This window comes from Candidatus Defluviilinea gracilis, assembly GCF_057138825.1.
In genome coordinates this window covers 13262-37331 of the sequence record NZ_DBNHEF010000047.1, presented here as the reverse complement: position 1 = coordinate 37331, position 24070 = coordinate 13262, and the positions used below count along the sequence as shown (strand labels likewise).

The window sequence follows — 24070 nt, the reverse complement described above, 5'->3', positions numbered from 1 at the left end:
TTGCTTGTGGGGGGGGGGGGGGGGTCACCCCCCCCCCTACCGCATTTCTGTAGCGCGCATTTTTTGTATGCCTCCCCGCGACTCACTCCGCCTCGTTTCTTTTTTCAGCCTGTTCTTGATCGTCGTAACCGGGACCTTTCTCGCGCTTCGAGCCACGCCCGAGGGGCTGGGGCTATCCGACGATTCGATCGCATACATTGCGGGTGCGCGGAGTTTGCTGGCGGGGGATGGGTATCGCGAAGCATGGCTTGCCACGAACGGATACGTTACACACTTCCCCCCCGGCTTTCCCTCCGCATTGACGTTTCTCGGTTGGTTCGGTCTCGACCCGTTGCGCGGCGCGCGATTCCTCAACGCGATTCTATTCGGGTTGAACGCCGGGCTGGTTGGCATTCTCGTCTGGCGCACAACGCCTTCGCTCACGGCGGGGCTGATCGCCGCCGGGTTGTTCGTTTTGAATGGGGAAATGCTTCAAGTGCATGCTGTGGCAATGAGCGAGCCGCTCTTCATTTTCTTTTCGCTCGTATCGCTGTGGACGTTCGACCTCTCTTTTGAAAGCCTGCTGTATTACGCGGGCGAAAAAACGAGCGAGATCGAAGGGCGCCTCAAACGCTGGCGACGGCGGAACGAAAGCTCGGCTTGGCTGATCGCTTCCGGTGTTTGCGCCGGGCTGGCGTACCTTACGCGCTATTCCGGGCTGGCGCTGGTCGCCGCGCTCCTCGTCGCATTGATCGTCCTACACACCAGTTGGAGGAAACGCCTGGGCGGCATGATCCTGTTTCTGGAGGGCTTCATCCCTCTGGCGGCAGTTTGGGCGTTGCGCAATCATTGGGTCGCCGGCAATGCGACCAATCGTTCGCTGGCATGGCATCCGCTTACACAAGAGAATATTGAAACAGGCTTGCGCGTCTTTGCCGATTTTTCCATCCCAGTGACGGGATGGTTCAAAGCGCTGGCAAAAGCGCCGGGCGTGTTCGAAGCCATTGCAGTTCTCATCCTCGGCGGCGCGTTGGTATGGACGGCGCTCGAAGCGTGGAAATTCTTCACGAAACAGAAACAACCATCCCTGAGAGAGGGAAGCGGGTTCATCATCCCGCTCATCACCGGGCTCTTCTTGTTCGCCTACCTCGCCTCAACCGTCGCATCCATGACCCTCTTCGATGCCGCAACAAAATTCAAATTGAGAATCGTTGCGCCGGTCTTTGTCTGTTTATTCATTTTGCTGGTATGCGCCCTCATCTGGCTTCGCAAAAGAAATTTCGTGTTGGCGACGCTGATCGCCGTTGCGGCGCTCGGCGCTTCATTTTTCAAACAGGTCAACACCGTCAACACATGGTCGAAGAGCGGATTGGGTTTCGCGTCTTTCCAATGGTACGATTCGGAGGCGATGACATTTTTGCGCGAACTGCCCGAGGATGTTGCCATCTTCACCAACGAGCCCGGCGCGGTGTATTTGTATACCGGGCGCGGCGCGTTGGTGTTGCCCAGCGGTTATGATTCGGCGCGCGCCGAATCCATTCCGGGGTTTGAAGAAGGCGTCGAGCGCATGCAGGCGGAGATCAACGCGGGACGCGCCGTGCTTGCCATCTTCGACGACGGCGCAAACATCGCCGGCGAAGTGGACGCGCTGACCGCAGGTTTGAACCTCGCGCACAAATCGCAAGGCGATTCGATCTACACACATCAACCGTAACGCGCTCGTTCGCAGTTGTACTGCGAACGTGATGCAGTGCAACTGCATCACGAACAAGGAAAGTAAATGACCATTCAAGATAAATTCAAACTCGACGGGCGCGTTGCCCTCGTCACCGGCGGCGCGGGATTGCTCGGCAGGGAATTTTGCAAGACGCTGGCGGAGGCTGGCGCGAAGATCGCCGTGCTGGATTTAAACGCCGCTTCCTCCTCAGGGACGGCTGATTCACTCACCCAAAGCGGATTCAACTCCCTCGCCCTCTCCGCCGACATCACCCAGCCCGACTCGGTGAACGCCGCAGTGGACAACGTATTATCCGCATTCGGGCGACTCGACATCCTCGTCAACAGCGCCGCGCTCGACCCGAAGTTCGACGCCGACGCGATGAAAAAAGGCGTGACGCCCGGCGCGTTCGAGGATTATCCGCTCGCCGATTGGACCGCCGCGCTCAACGTCAACTTGACCGGCATGTTTTTGATGACTCAAGCCTGCGTCAAGCCGATGCTCGCGCAAGGCAAAAAGGGAAGCATCATCAACATCTGCTCCACCTACGGACTCAACGGACCCGACCAGCGCATTTACATCAAAGACGGTCAGCGCGTGGCGTATAAACCCGTGTATTACACCGTGACCAAAGCCGGCGTGCTGGGCTTCACCAAATATCTCGCCGCCTATTACGCCGGCACGGAGATTCGCGTCAACGCGCTCACGCCGGGCGGAATCTACAACGACCACGAAGACTATTTTGAAAAGAACTATTCCGCCAAAACGATCATGGGACGCATGGCGAAGAAAGATGAAATGAACGGCGCGTTGCTCTTCCTCGCCTCGGATGCTTCCTCGTACATGACGGGCAATAACGTCGTTGTGGATGGCGGATGGACGGCGTGGTGAAAAAAGTAAACAGTGATCAGTAATCAGTTTACTGATCACTGCCTACCGATCACTGCTCACTGATGACTGCTCACTGATAACTGCTCACTGATAACCAATGACTGAATCACTCGCCCTCATCCCCGCCCGTGGAGGCTCGAAAGGCATCCCGCGCAAGAACGTCCGCAACTTTGCGGGCTATCCGCTCATTGCGTGGAGCATCGCCGCGGCAAAGCAATCGCGCCTCGTCACGCGCGTCATCGTGTCAACGGACGACGAAGAGATCGCGTCGGTGGCGCGCGAGTTCGGCGCGGAGACTCCCTTCCTGCGCCCGTCAAAATTTGCCGAAGATAACACGACCGATCTGCCGGTCTTTGAACACGCTTTGGCGTGGCTGGCGGAACACGAAAACTATCACCCCGAAATCGTTGTGCAACTTCGACCGACTTCGCCCATCCGCCCGCGCGGGTTGGTGGACGACGCGATAAACGTTTTGCTGAATCACAAAGAAGCCGACAGCGTGCGCGGAGTTGTGTCCGCCGGGCAGAACCCGCATAAGATGTGGCGGATCAGCGGCGAGAACGGCCCAATGAAAAATTTATTGGACGTGCCGGGCATTGCCGAGCCATACAACGCGCCGCGACAAATCCTTCCTCCCATCTATTGGCAGACCGGTCACATTGACGCGATCCGCGCGGAGACCATCACCAAAGGCGGCTCGATGAGCGGCGGCGTGATCTATCCCATCATCATCGACTCGCGCTACACGGTGGACATTGACAACCTGCAAGACTGGGCGCGTTACGAACATCTCGTTTCGACGGGCGAGTTGGACATGGTCACGCCGGGCAAAACGCGCCGACCGATGCCTTCCACCATCAAGCTGGTCATCTGTGACTTCGATGGTGTCATCACCGACAACCGCGTGTGGACAGATCAGGATGGGCATGAGACTGTCGTCGCTTCGCGGGCTGACAGCATGCGAGTCAAACAGATGCGCGAGATCGGCATTGACGTGATGATCCTCTCGTCGGAGGTCAACACGGTCGTTGCGGCGCGCGCGAAAAAGATGGGGGTGGAGGCGGTGCATGGGGTGGGGTTGCAGGACAAAGGGCGACAGATGCGAGACATCCTAGCCGAAAAAAATATCCAGGCGGAAGAGGTCGTCTTCATCGGCAACGACTGGAACGACCTCCCATGTTTCGAGATCGCGGGCTGGGCGGTCGCAGTCGCGGATGCGTATCCCGAAGTACTTCGCGCCGCCGATCATGTGTTGACGAAGGCGGGCGGTCACGGCGCGGTGCGCGAGTTGTGCGACCTGATCTTGAAGGCGCGGGCGTGAAAAAACTTTTCGTAATGTTCGAGCGGGGATTGTTCGCGCCGTTTTTGTTCGCAGTCCAGCCGATTCTGCAATTGTATTTGCTCAACTTCGACGAATTGAGTTTTGCGGATACGGTTCGCGCTTTGCTGGTGTCGCTGTCATTCGTTTTGTTGGCGTTCGGCGTGTTATATATTTTTTTGCGTAACGCAATGAAATCCGCGCTGATCGCCGCGCCGTTCATCTTTATTTTCTTTCTCTTCGGCGATGTGACCGATTGGGTGGGCAAAACTTTTTCGCTGGGTCCCGCGCGTTCCGATTTCGCCGTATTTCTTGCCGCCGCGTTGATCATGTCCGTCTGGATGTGGCTGTTACAAAAGCGCGTAAAGAATCTCATTGTCGTCAATCTGTATTTCAATTTACTGAGCATCCTGCTGTTGGCGAACACGGGCGTGCAAGTGACGAACCATGTGCGCGAGAATGAAATTTCGTTCAATCCCTCGGAGCGAACCGTAACCGTGACGGAAGTTGAATCCGCCACGCCGCGCCCGGATATTTATTACATCATCCTCGACGGCTACGGCAGGCAGGATATTCTGCAGGAGTTCTACGAGTTCGACAACTCGGAGTTCATCAACGCCCTGCGCGAGCGCGGATTCTATGTGGCGGATCAAGCCTCGAGCAATTACATCCAAACGATGCTGTCGCTGAGTTCGTCGTTCAACATGAACTACTTGCAAGATTTGAAAGTGAACGGCAACACGCCCGATAATCGCGCCGACCTGATCGAGATTCTCAATTACAGCGAAGTCCGCGCGGTTCTGGCGCAGAACGGCTACAAAACGGTCTCGTTCGAGAACGAATACAAAGCGACCATCCCAACGGCGGATGTGTATTACGAAGATTCGAGTTCTCCGCTGACACAGCCGGTCACCGCGTTCGAAAGCATCGTCATTGACCACAGCATGGCGCGGGTGTTGAATCATATCCCCGCGTTCCATCGCGCGTTGGTCGAGATGCCGTATGAGACTCACCGCCAGCACATCCTCTCCACGTTCGATGAATTGGAGCAAGCCCCGTCACTGCAAGGCGATTATTTCGTCTACGCTCACATCATCGCGCCACACCCGCCGTTCGTGTTCGACAAAGACGGCAGTGTCATCAATCACGACGAACCGTTTACCTTGTTCGACGCGAACTATTACATCTCGGAACATTCGCGCGGCGGATATATCGGCGGCTATCGCAGGCAGATCCAATACGTGAACACCCTCGCGCTTCAAGCCATCGACGCGATCCTTGCGCGGTCAGACACGCCGCCGATCATCATCATTCAAGGCGATCACGGGCCGGGGGCGTATCTCCACTGGGGGTCGCTGGAGAATACCATCCCGTCGGAAAGATTCGGGATCCTCAACGCGTATTATTTCCCCGACGGGAATTATGAGTCGCTGTATCCCTCGATCTCGCCGGTCAATTCCTTTCGCGTCGTGTTGGATCAATACTTCAAAACGAAGTACGCGCTTCTGCCCGATTTGCATTATTATTCCCGCTGGAATGTCCCGTTCGACTTTATCGAAGTGACGGACCTCACGCCGCCACAATAAACTCTGGAGAAAAAATGACTCGTGAAATAAAAATTGGAAACCGCGCGGTGGGCGACGCTCAACGCGCGTACATCATCGCCGAGATCGGCATCAATCACAACGGCGACCTCGACATTGCGAAGAAGATGATCGACGCCGCCGTCCACGCCGGCGCGGACGCGGTGAAATTCCAAAAGCGTACACCCGATGTCGCCACGCCGCCCGAACAAAAGAATCAAATGCGCGAGACGCCGTGGGGCTACATCACCTATCTCGAATATCGTTACAAGGTCGAGTTCGACGAAAAACAATACGCCGAGATCGACCGCTATTGCCGCGAAAAGAAAATCGATTGGATGGTCTCGGTCTGGGATGAGCCGTCGGTGGATTTTATGCAGAAGTTCGACACGCCCGCGTATAAAGTCCCCTCCGCTTCTCTCACCGACTTCAACCTGATTCGCAAAGCGCGAGCGACCGGCAAGCCTCTGATCTTGTCGTCGGGCATGTCCACGATGGAGCAGATCGCAAAAGGGATCGGGATCGCGGGCGAGCAAGACCTCGTGATGATGCACTGCACCAGCACCTATCCGTGCGAACCGGAGGAGTTGAACCTCAAGATGATCGAAACGCTCCGCGCAAAATATCCGAATATCCCAATCGGATATTCCGGTCACGAGGTGGGACTCATCCCAACAGCCATTGCCGTCGCGTTCGGCGCGTGCATGGTGGAGCGTCATCTCACATTAGACCGCGCCATGTGGGGCTCCGATCAAGCCGCGAGCGTGGAACCTGCGGGCTTCGAGCGACTCGTGAAATACATCCGCACCACCGAAGCCTCGCTCGGCGACGGCGTGAAAAAAGTGTACGCCTCCGAACAGGGGTCGTTGAAAAAATTGAGAAGGGTTGTGAACGAATAAACCTTCTTACCACGAAGGACACGAAGGTCACAAAGGGCTTTTAAAACCTTCGTGCCCCTTTGTGACCTTTGTGGTAAATTTTTCCTCATGGGTATTGCACAACAACTCCGACGCGCATTGCGACCAGCCGGCAAAACCGCCCAATCCATCCTGCGGTGGAAGCGGTTTTCGTTCGGCGACGCGCCGCCCATCTTCGGCAACTCCAAGCCCAAGAGCGGATCGCACCTGCTGTTGCAAATTTTGAACGGCTTTACAAGGATCATGCCGTACAAGTACGTGGAAGCGGAGCCGATCCGCACGATCAGAAAAGACGGTGGACGACGGACAGCAGATGATATCCTTGCTGATTTGCTCCATTTGCCTCTTGGCGTGATCGGTTGGGGATATGTGGAAGCGACAAAAGAAAATGTTGGGTTTTTGTGCCAGCCGAATCGAGTCAATTATTTTATTTATCGCGACCCGCGCGATATGCTCGTTTCGCAAGTGTTCTTCGCGACCGACATGCAAGAAGAACACGGGATGCACGACTATTACAACTCGCTCCCCGATTTCGGCGAACGGCTCAAGGTCGCCATCACCGGCATTGACCGCGACGGACTCAAAATGGTCAGCGTTCAGAAGAGATACGAAGGCGTGTTCGAGTGGCTGAACACACCCGGTGTGATGTGCCTCCGCTTTGAGGATCTGATCAACCACCGCGACGCGACTCTCAACTCCATGCTCGATGAGGTGGAAAAGACCGGTTACCGAATCCCAACCCCGCGCGAGGAAGCGATTCCAATTTTGGTGGAGGCGATTCAGCCGAAGAAGAGTCACACCTTCCGTTCGGGCAAGACCGGCGGCTGGCGCGAGTTTTTCACTGCGGAGCATAAATCGTTATTCAAAGAGGTCGCGGGCGATTTGGTGATGAGGCTGGGGTATGAAAAGTCGAATGATTGGTAGGGTGGAATGAAAGAATTTTTCAAACAACGAATCTATCGCGGACTCGTCCGCCGGTTCAACAACCTCAAGATCGCGCGCACAGCGAATCTCGTTTCTCGTAACTCGCCTCCCGCGCAGGAACAACCCGTCGTCTTCTTCAAAGCCTCCACCGGCATTGACGATCTCTCATGGAACAGCGGATTTCACCTGCTCGCCTCGTGGGCGTTACGGTTGAAGGGAATCCCGGTCGCGTATTTTGTGTGCAACTCTGGCATGAGCAAATGCGTGTTGGGAACGAACCGGGATCATCCGCACAAAGAGATGCCGTGCAAGACGTGTGTCAGTCAATCGCGGGCGTTGTATGCGGGGGTACCGTCGAAGGTTGAAGGTCAAAAGTCAAAAGTTGAGTGGTTTGGTTTCGAGCGTGACTCGCAACTCGAAACTCGTCTCTCGCAACTCTCAATCCTCCAACTTTCCACTTTCCACTTTGAAAATCTCCCCCTCGGCGCACTCTGCCTCCCCGCCTTGCGTTGGGTTTTACGAATCCATCACCTGAACGATGATGAAAACACGCGTTATCTTTTGCGAGAATACATCTTGTCCGCGTGGAATGTGGCGCAGAAGTTTGAAAAATTCCTGGATGAGACAAAACCGCGCGCGGTGATCGTCTTCAACGGACAATTCTTCCCCGAAGCGACGGCGCGTTACGTGGCGCAACAGCGCGGAATCCGCGTCATCACGCACGAGGTGGGACTTCAACCCGCATCCGCATATTTCACCGATGGCGAAGCGACGGCGTATCCAATTCATATTCCCGATGAATTTGAATTGAACGATGAGCAAAACTCCAAACTCGACGCCTATCTCGCCAAGCGTTTTCAAGGCGACTTCACCATGGCGGGCATCAAATTCTGGGCAGACATGCAGGGACTCGACGAGTCGTTTTTACAAAAAGCCGCGCAGTTCAAGCAGATCGTCCCTGTGTTTACGAATGTCATCTTCGACACCAGTCAGCCGCACGCGAACACGGTCTTTGAAGATATGTTCGATTGGCTGGATATGACGTTGGAAGTCATCAAAGAACATCACGATACGTTGTTCGTCATCCGCGCGCACCCCGATGAATTGCGCGCGCGGAAGTCGAGCCGCGAGACGGTTGAAGGATGGGTAGACAGCCGCAAGGTCCGCAGTGAACCGAATGTAGTGTTCGTCGGTCCGCGCGAGGCGTTGAGTTCGTACGAGTTGATCCAACGATCCAAGTTCGTGATGGTCTACAACTCCACGATCGGACTCGAAGCGTCCATCATGGGCGCGGCGGTATTGTGCGCGGGCAAGGCGAGATTTACGCAATATCCCACCGTGTTCTTCCCGCAGACGGTGGACGAGGTAAGAAGAAAGATGAAAGAATTTTTGGATGCGGAAAAGATCGAAGTCCCCGCTGAGTTCAAACGCAACGCGCGACGGTTTTTATATTATCAATTGTTCAGAACGTCTCTGCCGTTCGGCGAATTTCTCGAACCGTCTGTGCGCACAACGCAGGCGAAATTGAAATCGTTTGCGTTGAATGAATTGCTGGAGTCTGATGCGGTGAAAGTGATTTTGGATGGCGTGTTGGAGGGCGAAGATTTTTTGTTGAAGGGACGATGATGAAAATAGCAAGATTTGACAAATTATTACAACCTATTATAATGACCTTAGATGTTCCCCTGTCTGACCGAAGTCTGACGTTATGCGTCAGATACTGATGTAGGTCAGGCGGGGTTTTTTTTATTTCCTACGACGCGGCTTTGTCAGGGTCGAATCGAAGGTCTCATCACTGGGAACGAATGACCAGTGCATGTAAGGCAATCTCCATTTGTCAGAAAGCGTTTCAATTCTCGTGCTTACGCCGATATTGAAACCGGGGCGAATTTTGCGAATCTCCGAAAGAATTGATTTATACAGCTTCTCTTTTGCGACTGTTCTTTTCCCTCTTTGCCTGGCTCCTTTGGGTATTTCCTTGTGCTTATCGTTCAAACGAAAAGACATCGAGCCAAGCGCGATATCCAGACACTGTAAAAGAACATGGTCGTGCGAATGGACCTCGGTGATATTCTCCCTTTTGATGTCAATCGTCTCCCATTTTTTGGTTTTGGTTAAGCCAAGCAAAAAACCTTTAAATTGCTCATTCTTTTCAGCGGTGTCGGGAAACGTGTCAAAATATAGGCGCAGACGGATATTTTCCGAACTGTGTTCCAACCCAAAACCGTGTTTGACGAACTGATAGTACAGCAGGTAATATTCCCACTCAACCTGTTCCCGACTAAGACCGCGCGGCAGATGGGCGTTTTGGCGAAACATAATACGGACACGGAGGTTGTTATGGAAAACTTCCTCGAAGAAAACGCGTATCAACTCCTCGTATTTCGTAAGATATTTTTCCGTAACTTTTTCCCACTTTACTTCTTGATAAAGATTCAAATCGGCTTTTGTGTTATTAAGCCGATCCGTAATGCGCTCATACTGAGATGAGCCAACAATCACCCCGCCGTAAAAATTGGAGTAATACTTGCCATGTCTGTCTGATTCGTCGCAGAAAAGAATATATTCCTTATCCCGCATGATTCACCGTTAATCGATAGAAGATTCCTCACTGCTTCAACGTGATGTATTTCCTGCGCGGGTTGATGCCCACCAAACCCTCGAAGGCATTGGGGATGGCTTTTAAGTCGGCTTCGGCGTCTCCCGTCAGATGATAGGTTTCTCCCACATGCACGGTCTTTTGCCTGCCGTCCACCTTTGCCATCACAATGGGGATGCCCGCGCCCTTGGCGATGTGATAATAACCGCGCTTCCACTCTGTCACGTGATGCCTCGTCCCTTCGGGCGCGATGGTCAGGATAAACCGCGCAGACTTGTTGCTCGCCTCCACCATTTGCTCCACCAGCCTGCCGGGTTTTTTCCGATCCACCGGCACGCCGCCGCAATAATAGAAGAACCAGCCAAACGGCGAGCGGAACAACTCAGCCTTACCCATAAACTTAACATTGGCTCTCAAGATGAAGATCACGCCGAGGAACAGCAAAAAATCCCAACTGGAGGTGTGTGGCGCCCCGATCAGCACATATTTCGGCAGGTCTGGGAGCGTCCCCTCTACGCGCCAGCCGAAAGCTCTCATAAAGAAGCGGGCAAGGTAATGAAATATTCTGCTGAGGATGGGCGTGTTGAAAATTGTCATACGCAGATTGTACACTGTTCCCGTGTAAAATAGCGCTGCACATGCTCAAAAAATATCCCCTCTATTCCATCCTGTTCGCGCTATTTTCCGTCCTCTCATTGACCGCCAACAACATTGGGCAGATCTTCATCGGCGAGATGACGCGTCCGCTGGCGTTTTCGCTTGCGCTGGCTGGGATTCTCTTTTGGATTCTTCATCGCCTCCTGCGCGACCCGCATCGCGCCGCCCTTGCGTCTGCATCGCTTCTCTTTTTATTTTTTTCCTACGGGCAAGTCTATTCCGCCTTCGAGGGCGAATCCGTTTTGGGGATTGGACTTTTCCGCCATAGAATCCTTTTCCCCGCTTTCTGCATTCTTGGGGCATTTCTCGTTTTCTGGATCGTCCGAAGGGTCAAACAACCGACCTCGTTCACGTATCCCCTGAACCTTATTTCGATCTTTCTATTGATCTATCCATCGTTGACTATTTCTTCAACGCTCATTCGTCAATCCGTCTCAGATACATCGTCGAAAAATTCTTCTGCTGTTGCGACAACCAACTCGAACTCTCCCGATGTCTACTACATCATCCTCGACGGTTACGGGCGGCAGGATGTGTTGCAACGCGAATACGGATTCGACAACAGCGACTTCATCAACGCCTTGCAAGCACGCGGATTCTACGTGGCGCAGTGCAGTCAGAGCAACTATGCCCACACGCTGTATTCGCTGGCATCTTCACTGAATTACGACTACCTCAACACCCTCGGCGCAACGGACGATGCCGAACGTATTTCACTGCTGAAGCATGGCGCAGTTCGCGCGGCGTTCGAGGAGCGTGGATATTCCATCGTCGCATTTCCCACCGGCTGGAGCATGACCGAATGGACGGACGCAGACATCTACCCCGCTTATGGCAAATCGTTCGCCACGCTCACCGAGTTTGAAACCCTCTTCCTCGATACCACCATGCTCCGCGCGGCGACCGACTACGACCGCCTCACCTCGAAGACCACGCCGTACAGCCAAGCCCGCCGACTGCGCGTCCTCTCGATGATTCAAACGCTGAAAGAGATACCCTCGCGCGAGGGAAAGTATTTTGTCTTCGCGCACTTCGTCATCCCGCATCCGCCATTCTCGTTCGGCGCGGACGGCGAATGGCTGGAGATCAACGTGAACACCGCGTCGCGCGAAGAGATCGTCAACGCCTACATCAACCAGATCATTTATATCAACCGCGAAATCCTGCAAGTCATAGACGCGCTTCAATCCAAATCGAAAATTCCGCCGGTCATCATCGTGCAGGGCGATCACGGTCCGCCGCCCGACCTGACGAACGACCCCGCCGCGCGCATGCCCATCCTGAACGCGTACTACTTGCCCGGCGTCGAATCGGCTGAGGCGTTGTATCCAACCATCTCACCGGTCAACAGTTTCCGCGTCGTGTTGAACCGGTATTTCGAGTCGCATCTTCCCCTGTTGGCAGATGAAAGTTACTTTGCCCCGAATCAGGATCATGAGCGGCTGACGCTTTATCCAAATGACTGCGAGTAAGCCCCGCTTCATCCCGGACCTTCAGCCTGCCTCGCCCGCGCCGGCGAATGCGCAATGTGATTGCAAGTATTCTCGTGTAACCTACCGCGCTCCTATTTGGTCACGTTGATGACGGTCAAAAGCCGATCATCATCCGAAAAGGAGCGCTCGATATGAAAAAGTTGTTTTTATTTTTGATGGCATTTGTCGTCACCGCCTCGTTACTGGGTCTGCGCACCACCCGCGCCCAAGCCGCCGATTGGATCGCCTACGAAGAAAGCGCCTACGTGTACGGCAAGGGAATCGTTTATATTTTTTCCGCGGCGGGGCATCGCACCCGGGATGTCAAAGGGGCTTCGATCTACGTTGGCTCCGATCTATACGACCTGTTCTGCTGGGTGACAACGGATAAACAACATATCGTGTGCAACGCCCAGGGCGGGCTGACGCAGTTCGCCGGGCAGACCGCCATCATCTATCTCGCTGGGCAGATGTTCTACGTGACCATCCCTCACAGGGGCGCTCCGCCAGAGGCTACTACTCCTGCGCCCCAACCGCTCGTTTGCCCAGACGGGCAAATTGCCGGCGCGGATGTATTGTTTGTGGGCGATGGTTTTCCGACCTTCATACCAGGCGACACGCTGGATGAAGTTGCGTCTGCGGCAGAGAGTTGGGAGGTCGATTTCGAGATCGTCAGTGAATTGTATTGCGGGCGGGAATACACTTAGCGTTGACGCGCGTCCAGTCTTAAAATGTAACCGGGATGGAGTAATACTCCATCCCGGTTTATTTTTGCAGGCAAAACCTAAACTCGATGCTCAACTCAGCGCAGGGTGAGTTCCCAGATATGGATCTGCGCCGGGGGCGGCGAGAACGGGTCGAATACCTCGATATGCAAAACTTGCGCGTTGATCGGTTGCGGCAGATCAAAGGATAGCACCGGCTCATTCTCCGACCCTTTCCCTTCGAAGGTATACGTCACCGGCTCCGCGCCCGACTCATTGCTGGCAGTCAGCGTCACCCGTATATTTGCCGAGCCGATCATGAGCGAAAAGCCGTTCAACGTGATCGGCGCGGGGAAGCTCAACTCAATGACGAACGGGTTATCTTCCAGCGTTTTGATATAAGTGTATTCATCGCCATCGAAGATCAAGGGGATCGTTTCAGATTGGCTCACGGCATCCAAATACGAGAAGCGGATGCCCACCTCCTGCCCGTTGAGGTTCACCACCGATTCCTGCAACACGGCGCGCACCGCCCGCTCTGCCGCGAAGATCTCGTCGATGTTATCTACGTAGCGCAGGCGCACAAAGTAGAAGGCTGGCGAACCGTCGGGGTATGCGACGGTCTTTTCGAGGCGGATGTCGGTAAGTTTCTCGCTGTCGGTCGCGATCGAGTACTCCAACGGCACCATAATGAACACGGTATTCTCGTCTACGGGGAATTTGCGCTGAATGTAGCCTTCGATACTGCCGCCGTCGAGCCACGACTGGTCGCCGATGAAAAAGCGGTTCAAAATATCCGCGCCGTTCGCCCAACTGGAGGTGAAAATGATCCGATCCTGCGGGTGTTCCTGATGATACTTTTCGATGATGTCGTAGATCTGGAATGAGCCGTATTGGGTTTCGCCGTAGTCCTTCCACCAGAAGGGACCGTTCCTCAACGCGTCAGCAAGAACGTAGATGTTCACGCCTGCCAAGATCGCAAACGCGAGAAGCGCGATCACCGTGGAGGGCAATCTCCAGGTTGGGAACCAGCCTCGCGCCCAGCGCTTGAGCGATGAAAACAATCCCAGAGCGCGCGCGCCGAACAGCCCAACCAATGCGACGACAAAGAGCCGGTCGATACTTTTCTCGAACATGCTAATGAGGAAGATGCAAGCGAGGAAAATGCCGAGGAAAAGGGCAAGCCGTTTCACTGTCGGGGGCGAGGCGGGTTCTGAATCCTGCAACGCTTCCGCAGGGTTTTCGATCCAGCGTAAAACGAGTTCAAGCCCGAGCGTGGTCAAGATCGCGGCAGGCACAACGAACACCAGACTGCGCGTGATGCCGATCTGCACCATGGCGCCGCCGATGGGCGACACCAGTATGATGAGCAGGAGCGCGCGGTTCGCCGAGTCGCGCAGGTTTCGCAGAATGTGCGCCAACCCCACAATGAAAAACGGAAGCGTGGCAAGCATGATGTGACCATAATCCTTCATGATATGACGGATCTGGTCGCGGTCGTTGGGAATGAACCAGTAGTACGCGCTCAACCCAAAGAAATATTCCGAAATGTACAACTTCACCTTATCGATCAGCGGCATATCGCTGACGAGATATGAACCCAGCAAGTGCAAAAGATCGCCCGGCGAATTGGGATGCCCGATGCGGTAACGAAGGTAGGGGATCGCCAGCAACGCCAGCAGGAGACCGCCCTTCCACACGGTGTTGCGCTGTTCCCAGTGATAGCGCCAATCTGAAACGAGCAGGAGCGCCGCCGTCACCGGCACCATCAACTGCGCGGGGTTATACGAGTAAAATGCCAACGCGCCGAATAGGGCGGTCCAATACAAATAATGCGGAGATCGATAGCGGTACAACAGGTAACAGCAAAACGCGGCGGCATAAAACGCCACGAACACGCCCGTTTCGAATGCCGTGCGCGAGTGCAAAAACCACGAGGGCGTGAACGAGAGGAAGATCACCCCCGCCCACCAATATTTGACGCGCGCAACGTCGCGCAGGATGATCCCCACAGCCAGCGCCGCGATCACCGTCACCACCGTCGAGACGGCGCGCGTCAACACCGCCGACTTGCCAAAAAGCAACAGCGGAAGCCATTGTAAATACACGGTGAAGCCCATGCCGTTGCCGAAATAGGCTGGCAGGAAGGTCCCATCCACATCGCGGTAATTCATGCGGATGAGTTCATCCATGGCTTGGGTTTGAAACGCTTCGTCGGTGAAAAAATAGATGGGGTAGATACTTAGCCCAATGAGACGCGTGGCGAGATATAGCGCAATGGCGCCGGCGAACAACCATTTCGCAAGCGATTCTGTTTGGATATTCGCCAGGCGGCTGAGATTCTTCCTCCAGGCAGGCGCTTCTTTCCGCGCCTGAGCCTGCGTCGCCAGGCGGCGGGCTTTCCCTCCCTCCACGCGGATGCGCACGGGCACCTCTCCCGCCTTCTCTTTGCCCGCTTCAATGGTAAAGGTGGTTTTTGTGCCGGGCTTGATCGAAAACTCAAACTCGCCCGCGGTCCGCGCGCGGCGCTTGGAGGTTTTCTTGGGCTGTGGTTTGGGTTTGCGTTTTGTAGGTGGCATAGGTTGCCTTAGAATTCGATTGTATCACCCGCCGTTTTTTCGAGATGCCGGTTAACTAATCTGCAATGTAGCCCAAGCCATGGGCGAGAGCGGCTGGAGAAAACTATCCGCGCGGTAAGGTGAAATAAAAGGTGGAGCCATGCCCCGCTTTGCTCTCGATCCAAATCCTGCCGCCGTGCAATTCGATGATGCGTTTCACCAGGGCAAGCCCAATCCCCGTGCCCTCGCTGGTAGGGTCGAGTTTATTGAAAAGCCCAAAGATGCGCTCGTGATGCTCAGGCGGGATTCCCATGCCATTATCGCGCACAAAGAAAATAGGTTTATCGTCCTCCACGCCCTGATGCCCCACCTCGATACGAGGTTTTGCCTGGGCGCCCATATATTTGGCGGCGTTATCCAGCAGATTTTGCATAACTTCGATCAGGCGCGGCTTATCCACGCGGACGGAGGGAAGGTTTGGCTGAATGTACACAACGATCCCTCTTTCATCCACCCTGCCGCGCGCCAGTTCCAGCGCCTCCCGCGTCAAGTCGCCAAAAGGGATGCTGGCTGGTTCGTTCATAACGCGGCCCAGGCGCGAAAGTTCGAGCAGTTCGCCAAGCATGTCTTGCATGCGGCTGACGGCGTCTCGTATGCGCTTCTTATCTTTCTTGAACCGTGCCATATCTCCTGTTGCGGCAGATTGCTCCAGAAATTCAAGAAAGCCGCTGATCGTCACCAGCGGAGACTTGAGATCGTGCGACACTGTGTAGGTAAACCGTTCCAGTTCCGCGTTCTTATTCTCCAGTTCGTCGATCAACAGCCTGCGTTCGGCAAGTTCCCGTTGCAATTGTTCGAGCAAACGCGATTTCTCGATGGTGATGGAAACCTGCGTTGCGATGGTTTCCAACAGGCGGATCTGCTCTTGCGAGTACGCCCCAGGTTGAAGCGATTGCACCGACATAATTCCGATCACGCGGTCATCCAACACAAGCGGGATGCCGAGATACGAACGGACCGGCGCTTCGACGATCACGAGCATATGATGGTCGCGCCGTACTTGGGGATCGTTAATATCTTCAAGATAGATCGTTTTCCTGCCGGAGATAACCTCCGCCGCCAGCCCCGGCTTCTCGAGCAATTTACGCGATGGCGGCTGGATATCTTCATCCAAATTGAGGAAGAGGGAATAAGAAAAAATATCGGTTTCCGAATCGTACAACCCGATGTGAAAGGCATCCGCGCTGATGACCTGCCTCAACTCATTCGCAAATGCGCGCAGGGCGTGATACAGATCATCCCCGCTGGCAAGCGCCAGCCCCAGGCGGTAGAGCAGGGTCACTTCACTGGCGCGTCGTTTGGCTTCCTGCTCCAACTGTTTGAGTTCGGTCAGTTCCATGATCGAAGCCAGAATGAGGGTATCCGCGCCCAACGTCAACGGCACCAACCCGATCTCGACCGGAAACAGCCCGCCATCTTTTCGCCGCGCCGTGAGTTCCCGCCCCATCATCGGGCGGGCGGAGGGTTTTTGGTTGAAAGCCGCGCGACTGCGCTCGTGCGCAACGCGGATATTCTCGGGCGCCAACTGCTCGATGCTTATTCCGATCAACTCGCCCGCCTCGTAACCAAGCAAGCGATGAGATTGCGCGTTCGCAAAAACAACCTGCCCCGCCGCGTTAGAAACAACAATAGCCACCGGGTTTTTGTCGAAGATCTCCAGAAAGGTGGTATCTGGAGACTGAGAGTTTTCCGTAGAGCGCATGGGTTAACGCCAAAAGTCCTTCGTTGCCGCCGAGTTGAGAAGCGCCGTGGTTTTATAATCGAGACAAATCATTTTGTTCCGGCATTATCTTACTGCACAGTTGACGCGGCTTCAAGCCCAAATTTAGTATTGCAACACTTCGCGCCTCATCATCCATCAGCAAAGCGAACTGTATCAATCGCCAGATTACCTTACACTATAAAAATTGGGACGCTGATCCACGCAGAAAACGCAGATTTTCTTTCTCAGGACTTACGCAGTTGGCGGGCAGTGGCGCAACAGGCTCAATTGCGTAAATCCTATTTCTTTTGAATCAGCGAAATCAGCGTTTACATCTGCCCTTGCGGGCGGTGCAAGGGTCTGCGTCCAACAAAACGGTTTTGCCTACTACAGCGAAAACCCGCTATCTTTTCCCGCTCGAACGGATAATATAAGTAGAGAATTCTCCCGAAAGGTCCGTGCATGGAAGATCGAATCGCAATCGCGCTACTCAAACAAGGCAAACTCAACGGTCTCGAAACGCTGGTCAATCGCTATCAGGCAAAGGCGGTGCATACCGCATACTTAATCACGCAAGAGCGCGCCTCGGCGGAGGATGCGGCGCAGTCGGCGTTCGTCAAAATCGCCGAACGCATCCATCAATTCGACGAAACGCGCCCCTTTCCCCCGTGGTTTTTCCGCATCGTCGTCCACGACGCGCTCAAACTCGCCAAGCGGATGAAACGCCACGCCTCGCTGGACGAACTGGATGAAGACGCTTCGGCTCTTTCCGCGCTGTTAGTTGATTCGGCTCCCCAGCCTGAGCCAACGCTGGAAGCGAAGCAGGCGCGCGAAAATATTTTGCAAGCCATCCAACGCCTGCCGCCCGAACAACGCGCCGTCATCGCGATGCGCTACTACCTCGACATGAGCGAAGCGGACATGTCCGCAAAGATGGATCGCCCGCTCAGTTCCATCAAATGGTGGCTGAGAGACGCGCGCAAACGCCTGAGTGAATTGATCGCCGACGACAGGAGATAATCATGGATCAGAAAAGCCTCCAAACCCTTTTACAGGATGCGTTGGAAAACAAAATCCCAGCTTCCGAAATTCGCCTGTGGCAGACCGTGAAAGCCCGCCTGGTTGAGAGCCATATCCAACAAGGAGCAAAAATGAACGCAATCAAATCGCGCCTCGCCTACGCCACCCTGGCGGTCATCGCCATGCTGACGCTCGCCTTCATCACCCCGCAGGGACGCGCCTTCGCGCAAAACATTTTCCAATTCTTCGCGCGCGCCGATCAAGACAGCTATCCGCTTCAAGACTGGCAGAAGACTCCGCCCGCGCCAACCTCGCCCGAGTCGCCTTTCAAATATTCAGTGCAAGAAGCGGAAGCGCTGGCGGGCTACGACGTTCTCAGCCCGATAGACGCGCCCGCTGGCATGCTATTTGTCGGCGCATCCTACGACGAGAAATATCACATCGTGGCGCAGGCGTTTGGTCCACGCGCGGAGTTTACCGAACTCTCGCTCTGGCAACAGCCGCTGGAATTTTACGCGCCCTGCGGCGACATCAGCCAACCATGCGAAACCATGCTGGGCGGCAACCTGGCTGGCAACAGCGCCGATATTCAAACCGCGCAGATCGGCGACCTGACAGGCGAGTACGTGGAAGGCGTTTGGGAATTGACCGACAGCGGTCCAGTCTGGAACCCAATCCCCTTTGCCAAGACATTGCGCTGGAAGAATGATGTCGCCATCTTTGAACTGGTCTACAACGGCATGAACCTCACCCGCGACGATCTTATCAAACTAGCGGAAGGGATTCGCTAGGGATAATAAACCGCGCCCAATTGTGAAACAACCGCCCCGAAGGCTTTTTCGATGCCAACCTTCGGGGCGGTTTTCCATATTGCCAATACAGTCTAATCATCAAGCCAACCGCTTGGATTCTATTTCGCCAGCAGAGTGAAATAAAATGTGGAGCCTTTGCCCAACTCGCTCTCCACCCAAATTCTGCCTTCATGCACCTCAATAATTCTCTTCACGAGGGCAAGCCCGATCCCTGTGCCGTCCGACGACGAATCGAGTTTATTGAACAAGCCGAAGACGCGCTCATGATATTCAGGCGCGATGCCGGTGCCGTTGTCTTTGACAAAGAAGATGGACTTGCCGTCCACTTCGCCGTATTGCCCGATCTCGATCTGCGGTTCGGGTTGCGCGCCCATGTATTTGGCGGCGTTATCCAGCAGGTTTTGTAAAACTTCGATCAGGCGCTGGCGATCTCCATGGATTGTGGGCAGGTCGGGTTGGATCCGAATCGTGACGCGTCTTGATTCCAATTGCCCGCGCGTGATCTCCAGCGCGTCTTTTACGATATCCGCAAAGGGAACATCTTCAGCCGCGTTCATCACTCGTCCGATGCGCGAAAGTTCGAGCAGTTCCGTGAGGAGCGCGTGCATTTTGTTGGTGGCGTCTTGAATGCGGCGGGTGTCCCGCATTAATCGCTTCAGGTTGCCGGAGCGCGCATCCTCTTCGATATAGCCGAGGTAGCCGTTGATCGTGACCAGCGGAGATTTGAGGTCGTGCGATACCGTATAGACGAAGCGCGTCAACTCCGCGTTTTTGCTTTCGAGTTCCGCGATCAAACGCGCCTGTTCGGCTTCTGCCTGCTTACGCTCGGTAATATCCATGGTCAACAACGTCAAGCCGACCACCTTCCCATCCGCAAAAATGGGGCTGACGTTGGTGGAATACCACGTCTGAGGACCGTGCGCGCCGGGTCCCTGCAATTCATAAGCCTCAGCCTTTTTATTTTCGATCACATTCCTGAACTTCCGCTTCACCATGCTCTGGGATTCCGGCGATATGAAATCATGGATACTTGAGCCTAGCACTTGTTCCAGGCTGTAGCCTTCCGCCGTGTGATTCATGAATTGCAGTTTCTCTTCGAGGTCGATCGTCATGATAATGATCTCGCGGTTTTCGACCAGCGAGCGGTATTTTTCTTCACTGGCAATGATGGCTTCCAGCGCTTGTTTGCGTTTGGTAATATCTTCCAGGGTGCCTTCGTAATACAGGATGTTTCCCCCGGCGTCGCGGACGGCTTGTATGTTCATGGAGATCCAGAACGTAGATCGATCTCTGCGATAATTGAGCATTTCAAAACCGGCAACCTGTTCGCCAGCCGCCAAGCGGCGAGCGAGTTCATCCCTCTGGCGCGGTTCCACAATCAATTGGGTTGCGATATCGGTGACCTCGCAGATCATCGCCTCCGGCGATTCGAACCCGTACATATTCGCCATTGCGGGGTTGATTTTGAGGAAGCGTTCCTCGGGCGAGCTTTGAAAAATACCGTCTATGGCATTCTCAAAAATGGCGCGGTACTTTTCTTCGCTTTCGCGCAAGGCAGATTCTGCTTGTCGGCGTTCTGTAACAATGCCCCCGGTCAACAACCCAGCCAGCGTGGAAGCAAGCAGGAAGAATTGCGCCTCCACAATGAGTTCTGGTTCGATCATCAAACCCGGCGCTAACACAAGAATGCCCGCGGTCATCACCAGAGACGCCCATGCCGCGCCAGTGATACCGCCGATCAGAGCCGCCCACAGAATGGGCAGGAGCGCCACGTACAAGCGCGATACTGATATGTCATCTTTTGTAGAGAAAGCGATCAGGATGGCGAACGGCATGCTTGCCAAAATCAACACTGCCTGGCTCTTGGTCCGGTAATCCGATAAGAACTCACGAGAAGTCCGTCCTTGCCGCCATAGGAGGATGACTATCGTCAGCGTAAGATAGGGAATGACATTGGAGATCCACCAGCCCGTTGCGATTGTGCCGAATGCTTCCCACGCGCTGAGCCCGGTCAGCACATAGACGGAGGCGGCGATCAGGCATTCGACCAGAACGGCAAAACACGAGACGAAGGAGAACCCCGCCACATCCCGCACGGTTTGCAGACGGATCGCGGCAGGGGAAAATTTTCTCAGCAGGGAAAGCGCAATGGCGGGCGAAACCATGGACGCAAGCCCGATGCCAATCACCGCGATGAGAGGAATGTCCGGGGAGTGAAGCGTAACCAGCACTGAAAAAACAGGGTTGATGAACGCCAACGGCAATGCCCGCCAGCCCAGTAAAAGGATTGCCGCCAGGTACAAACCAGCGGGAGGGTAACAGATGGCGAGTCCCGTTTGGAGGACAAATGCCCCGCTTGCCAAATCTAAAAATACGGCGAGCGCAGAGTACCCAATCACATACAGGATTTGTTTTCGATGCTTTTGGAGCCATTCCATTGCATATCTCGTGGGTCGGCAATGAGCGATCTTTTTCTGGGATACAATGCCGAGATGGACCAGCCGAGTTGTCCATTGATTTGATTAATGTATTGTACACGATACAGAGGCGCAGACCAGCCATTGTTAGACTTCGCCATTGCAAATATAATAGGCGTCTTGCAAAAGTCATTTTTGCCATAGAGAAAAGAGCGTTTCTACCTGCCTCGAAGGCGGCGCAGGTCAAGCGCCTTATGGACTGTGTGGTTGAGCAAGGGATCGAATAAGAAAATTCACCTTTGGAGTTGGTGTGATGAAACCGAATTTTGCGTGGTGGAAGCTGATTGCAGGCTACTTGTTGTTTGTCGTCTTCCATCAGATCTACGATATCTTGGGCGGCGGGACTCTCGCGGCGATCCTCGGCGAAGGCATCGAATCGGTCTACGCCCACATGAAGATGTATTTCTATGCCTATCTGGTTGTGAGCGTCATTGACTATTTCCTGCGCCGCAAGGATTTGAAACCCACTTTCTGGTATTCGCGCATGTTGATCGCCTCGTCTTTCCCGTGGATGTCCATTGTCATCTGGTTCATCCCCGATGCCTTGGGGATCAGTCTTGGTAGTTTTGAACTTCCCTACTCGCTGGCGCTAACTCTCGTTGGCTTGTTTTTCGCTTTTAGCCTGGATGACAATTTAGAAAATGTCGAATTTCGCCCCACAGCCAAAGCATTCGTTTGGATCGCTTTCGCCGCCGCGTTGATCACCTATATCGGCTTCTCATTCCACGTGCCCAATAATTTCTTCATTGTGGTGAAATAGAAATTAGACGCTCAGACTGATTACCTTACACTTTCAAAATCGGGACGCTGATTCACGCTGAAAACGCAGATGATTATTTTTGAATCAGCGAAAATCAGCGTTTTTCTGCGTCCCAAAAGCATTGTGTAAGGTAATCAAACGCTCAGAATCAAAGAGACAGTCGCTTTCGAAAGTGACTGTCTCTTTTTGTAAGCGATCACTGAACCACGATGCTAAAGGTAACGGTTCGAGCAGGCTCAGTGACATTCGGGTCAGGCGGATAACTGCCGAGGGTGATCTGCGTCTGCCCTGCGGAAGCGGCTTTGAAGGTCCACACATCCACGCCGCCAGAGCCGGGCATGACCGGTTCGTCTGCCGTGTATTCGGTGGAGACAAATTCCACTCCGCTGAGTTCGCCGACAATGTCCCAGTGATAGCCCGTGGATGGGTTTGAGTCAACGACAATGTGGAATACATCACCCGCCCGCACTTCGATGGGTTGAGCAGGGTCTGTGAGCGCGGGTCTGGTGTTGCCTGCCGGGTTTGGAGTTGGTGTTGGAGTTAGTGTGGAGCAACCTATCAGCAAACTTGCGAGCAATATTATAGCGAAAGTTTTTTTCATAAAAGCCTCTGGGCAGGAGTATAACGGGAATTCAGCGCGAAGCAATTGGAAAACTGCGAACTACTTCGTCATGTCTGCAATAATAAATTCCACATCCTCTCTCACGCCCATCATGGTCACAGACTTGCGCGTGCTCAGCCAGTTCATGCCAATGAAGTACAGACCTGAGTATTGCGTCACGCCGCGCTGTGTAATGGGGAAGCCGTCTTCGTCAACGACGGGCAGTTTCACCAGACTGTAATCAGAGGTATAGCCCATCGCCCAGATGATCGAATGGACATTCACGGCTTTCAGATCGAGTTCAGTGACGATCTCTGCCGCATACCCATCCTGCAACTCAGGCAGGGATTCCTGCGGAGCGTCAATGCTGTTCGCTTCGATATATTTATCGATCATCGCGGCGATATTTTTCTCGCCCTGATCCGATTTGGCAAGGTTTTCTTTCAGGTCAGGTTTCACCATCACCTTGCCGCCCTGCGCATCCGCGATGTGACCGAGCAGGGTCACGCCGTCGCGCGCAAATTGATGTAGATTCAGGCTGTGCCCGCCGTTCTTTCCAGTCACTTGTGGGTTTCCGCCCAGCCGCGCTTTGAGCGATGGAAGTTTGTCGGGGGTCTGATCGTTGAATTTGGTATCGCGCAGCCAGTGAAAAATCTCCTTACCGCGATACCGACGCGGCGCGCGCGGCGCGGAACCCGTGCAAAGAAACACCTTGCGTCCGCTTTGATACAGTTCCTCCGCGATCTGCATTCCCGATTGCGCCGAACCCACAACGAGAACCGCACCCTCGGGCAGTTGGCTCGGATTCCGATACTTCCCCGAATGGATCTGCAAAATGTCTGCTGAGATGTTTTTACTGAACGCGGGAATCTTCGGCTTTTGGAAGGAACCTGTGGCGATGACCACATTTTTCGCTTGATAAACTTCCGCTTCAGTCCTGACCTGATACCCGCCTCCGTCCATTGGGGCGACTTCCAACACCGACGTTTTAAACCGCACAGGCAAATCGAACTTCTGGATGTATCGCTCAAAATAAGCGACGATCTCGTCCTTTGGCAGAAACCCGTCTGGGTTATCGCCATCGTACTCCGCGCCAGGGAGTTGGATCGTCCAATTGGGGGTGACAAAGGTGAACGAGTCCCAACGGTCGTTGCGCCAGGCATTGCCCGCTTTTTCCGCCTGCTCGAAGACCACATGCTCGCGCCCCAGTTGTTTGAGGTGATAACTTGTGGCGAGCCCCGCCTGCCCGCCGCCGACGATGATCGTTTCGATGGTATCCATTTTTCCTCACTTCACTCGATGCGGAGTTAAGTCTTTGC

At 54.3% G+C, this 24070-nt stretch carries 19 protein-coding genes; 12 read left to right on the top strand and 7 right to left on the bottom strand.

Features of this window, described 5'->3' with window-relative positions; all coding sequences use genetic code 11:
- The first annotated feature begins 67 nt into the window (after positions 1–67).
- From AC16KF_RS06435 to AC16KF_RS06405, 7 genes are all read left to right on the top strand, one after another.
- The gene (locus tag AC16KF_RS06435) at positions 68–1693 is read left to right on the top strand and encodes a phospholipid carrier-dependent glycosyltransferase (RefSeq protein ID WP_484036477.1); all 1626 of its coding nucleotides are present in this window, start codon (positions 68–70) and stop codon (positions 1691–1693) included.
- Between the two features lie 66 nt (positions 1694–1759).
- The gene (locus tag AC16KF_RS06430; protein WP_484036476.1) at positions 1760–2587 is read left to right on the top strand and encodes an SDR family oxidoreductase; all 828 of its coding nucleotides are present in this window, start codon (positions 1760–1762) and stop codon (positions 2585–2587) included.
- 97 nt (positions 2588–2684) lie between these two features.
- Complete coding sequence (locus AC16KF_RS06425) at positions 2685–3908, top strand: cytidylyltransferase domain-containing protein (RefSeq protein WP_484036475.1); 1224 nt, start codon at positions 2685–2687, stop codon at positions 3906–3908.
- Positions 3905–5491 carry a hypothetical protein gene (locus tag AC16KF_RS06420; RefSeq protein WP_484036474.1) on the top strand — a complete coding sequence of 529 codons (1587 nt, stop codon included), beginning with the start codon at positions 3905–3907 and terminating at the stop codon, positions 5489–5491. The genes AC16KF_RS06425 and AC16KF_RS06420 overlap by 4 nt, the downstream gene beginning before the upstream one ends.
- A gap of 14 nt (positions 5492–5505) precedes the next feature.
- Entirely contained in the window at positions 5506–6387 is an 882-nt protein-coding gene (locus tag AC16KF_RS06415) for an N-acetylneuraminate synthase family protein (protein WP_484036473.1), read from the top strand.
- An 87-nt stretch (positions 6388–6474) separates the two neighbouring features.
- Positions 6475–7329, top strand: a complete 855-nt coding sequence (locus AC16KF_RS06410; protein WP_484036472.1) for a hypothetical protein — start codon at positions 6475–6477, stop codon at positions 7327–7329.
- A 6-nt stretch (positions 7330–7335) separates the two neighbouring features.
- On the top strand, positions 7336–8955 hold the full coding sequence (locus AC16KF_RS06405; protein ID WP_484036471.1) for a capsular polysaccharide export protein, LipB/KpsS family: 1620 nt from the start codon (positions 7336–7338) through the stop codon (positions 8953–8955).
- Between the two features lie 120 nt (positions 8956–9075).
- On the opposite strand, the gene AC16KF_RS06400 is transcribed toward AC16KF_RS06405, so the two are convergent.
- Together AC16KF_RS06400 and AC16KF_RS06395 are read right to left on the bottom strand one after the other, a co-directional pair.
- Positions 9076–9909: a DUF3800 domain-containing protein gene (locus tag AC16KF_RS06400; protein ID WP_484036470.1), complete on the bottom strand. Its 834-nt coding sequence runs from the start codon at positions 9907–9909 to the stop codon at positions 9076–9078.
- 28 nt (positions 9910–9937) lie between these two features.
- Positions 9938–10525, bottom strand: coding sequence for a lysophospholipid acyltransferase family protein (locus AC16KF_RS06395; RefSeq protein WP_484036469.1), 588 nt, complete (start codon positions 10523–10525; stop codon positions 9938–9940).
- A 41-nt stretch (positions 10526–10566) separates the two neighbouring features.
- Here AC16KF_RS06395 and AC16KF_RS06390 point away from each other — a divergent pair, with 41 nt between their 5' ends.
- Both AC16KF_RS06390 and AC16KF_RS06385 read left to right on the top strand, forming a co-directional pair.
- Positions 10567–12057 (top strand): sulfatase-like hydrolase/transferase, encoded by a 1491-nt coding sequence (locus tag AC16KF_RS06390; protein WP_484036468.1) that lies wholly within the window; start codon positions 10567–10569, stop codon positions 12055–12057.
- Between the two features lie 152 nt (positions 12058–12209).
- A complete protein-coding gene (locus AC16KF_RS06385) occupies positions 12210–12764 on the top strand; it encodes a hypothetical protein (RefSeq protein WP_484036467.1) in 555 nt (184 codons plus the stop codon).
- Between the two features lie 95 nt (positions 12765–12859).
- On the opposite strand, the gene AC16KF_RS06380 is transcribed toward AC16KF_RS06385, so the two are convergent.
- Together AC16KF_RS06380 and AC16KF_RS06375 are read right to left on the bottom strand one after the other, a co-directional pair.
- Entirely contained in the window at positions 12860–15340 is a 2481-nt protein-coding gene (locus tag AC16KF_RS06380) for an ArnT family glycosyltransferase (protein WP_484036466.1), read from the bottom strand.
- Positions 15341–15443: 103 nt separating this feature from the next.
- Complete coding sequence (locus AC16KF_RS06375) at positions 15444–17081, bottom strand: ATP-binding protein (RefSeq protein WP_484036465.1); 1638 nt, start codon at positions 17079–17081, stop codon at positions 15444–15446.
- A 462-nt stretch (positions 17082–17543) separates the two neighbouring features.
- On the opposite strand from AC16KF_RS06375, the gene AC16KF_RS06370 reads away from it, so the two are divergent.
- Together AC16KF_RS06370 and AC16KF_RS06365 are read left to right on the top strand one after the other, a co-directional pair.
- A complete protein-coding gene (locus AC16KF_RS06370; RefSeq protein ID WP_484036464.1) occupies positions 17544–18101 on the top strand; it encodes an RNA polymerase sigma factor in 558 nt (185 codons plus the stop codon).
- 2 nt (positions 18102–18103) lie between these two features.
- Positions 18104–18892 (top strand): hypothetical protein, encoded by a 789-nt coding sequence (locus AC16KF_RS06365; RefSeq protein WP_484036463.1) that lies wholly within the window; start codon positions 18104–18106, stop codon positions 18890–18892.
- A 119-nt stretch (positions 18893–19011) separates the two neighbouring features.
- Here the strand turns inward: AC16KF_RS06365 and AC16KF_RS06360 are convergent, their stop codons facing one another.
- Entirely contained in the window at positions 19012–21351 is a 2340-nt protein-coding gene (locus AC16KF_RS06360) for a PAS domain S-box protein (protein ID WP_484036462.1), read from the bottom strand.
- Positions 21352–21643: 292 nt separating this feature from the next.
- Here AC16KF_RS06360 and AC16KF_RS06355 point away from each other — a divergent pair, with 292 nt between their 5' ends.
- Positions 21644–22150 (top strand): hypothetical protein, encoded by a 507-nt coding sequence (locus tag AC16KF_RS06355; RefSeq protein WP_484036461.1) that lies wholly within the window; start codon positions 21644–21646, stop codon positions 22148–22150.
- Between the two features lie 196 nt (positions 22151–22346).
- Here the strand turns inward: AC16KF_RS06355 and AC16KF_RS06350 are convergent, their stop codons facing one another.
- Both AC16KF_RS06350 and AC16KF_RS06345 read right to left on the bottom strand, forming a co-directional pair.
- On the bottom strand, positions 22347–22751 hold the full coding sequence (locus AC16KF_RS06350) for a protease inhibitor I42 family protein (RefSeq protein ID WP_484036460.1): 405 nt from the start codon (positions 22749–22751) through the stop codon (positions 22347–22349).
- 60 nt (positions 22752–22811) lie between these two features.
- Entirely contained in the window at positions 22812–24032 is a 1221-nt protein-coding gene (locus tag AC16KF_RS06345) for an NAD(P)-binding domain-containing protein (RefSeq protein ID WP_484036459.1), read from the bottom strand.
- Between the last annotated feature and the right edge of the window lie 38 nt (positions 24033–24070).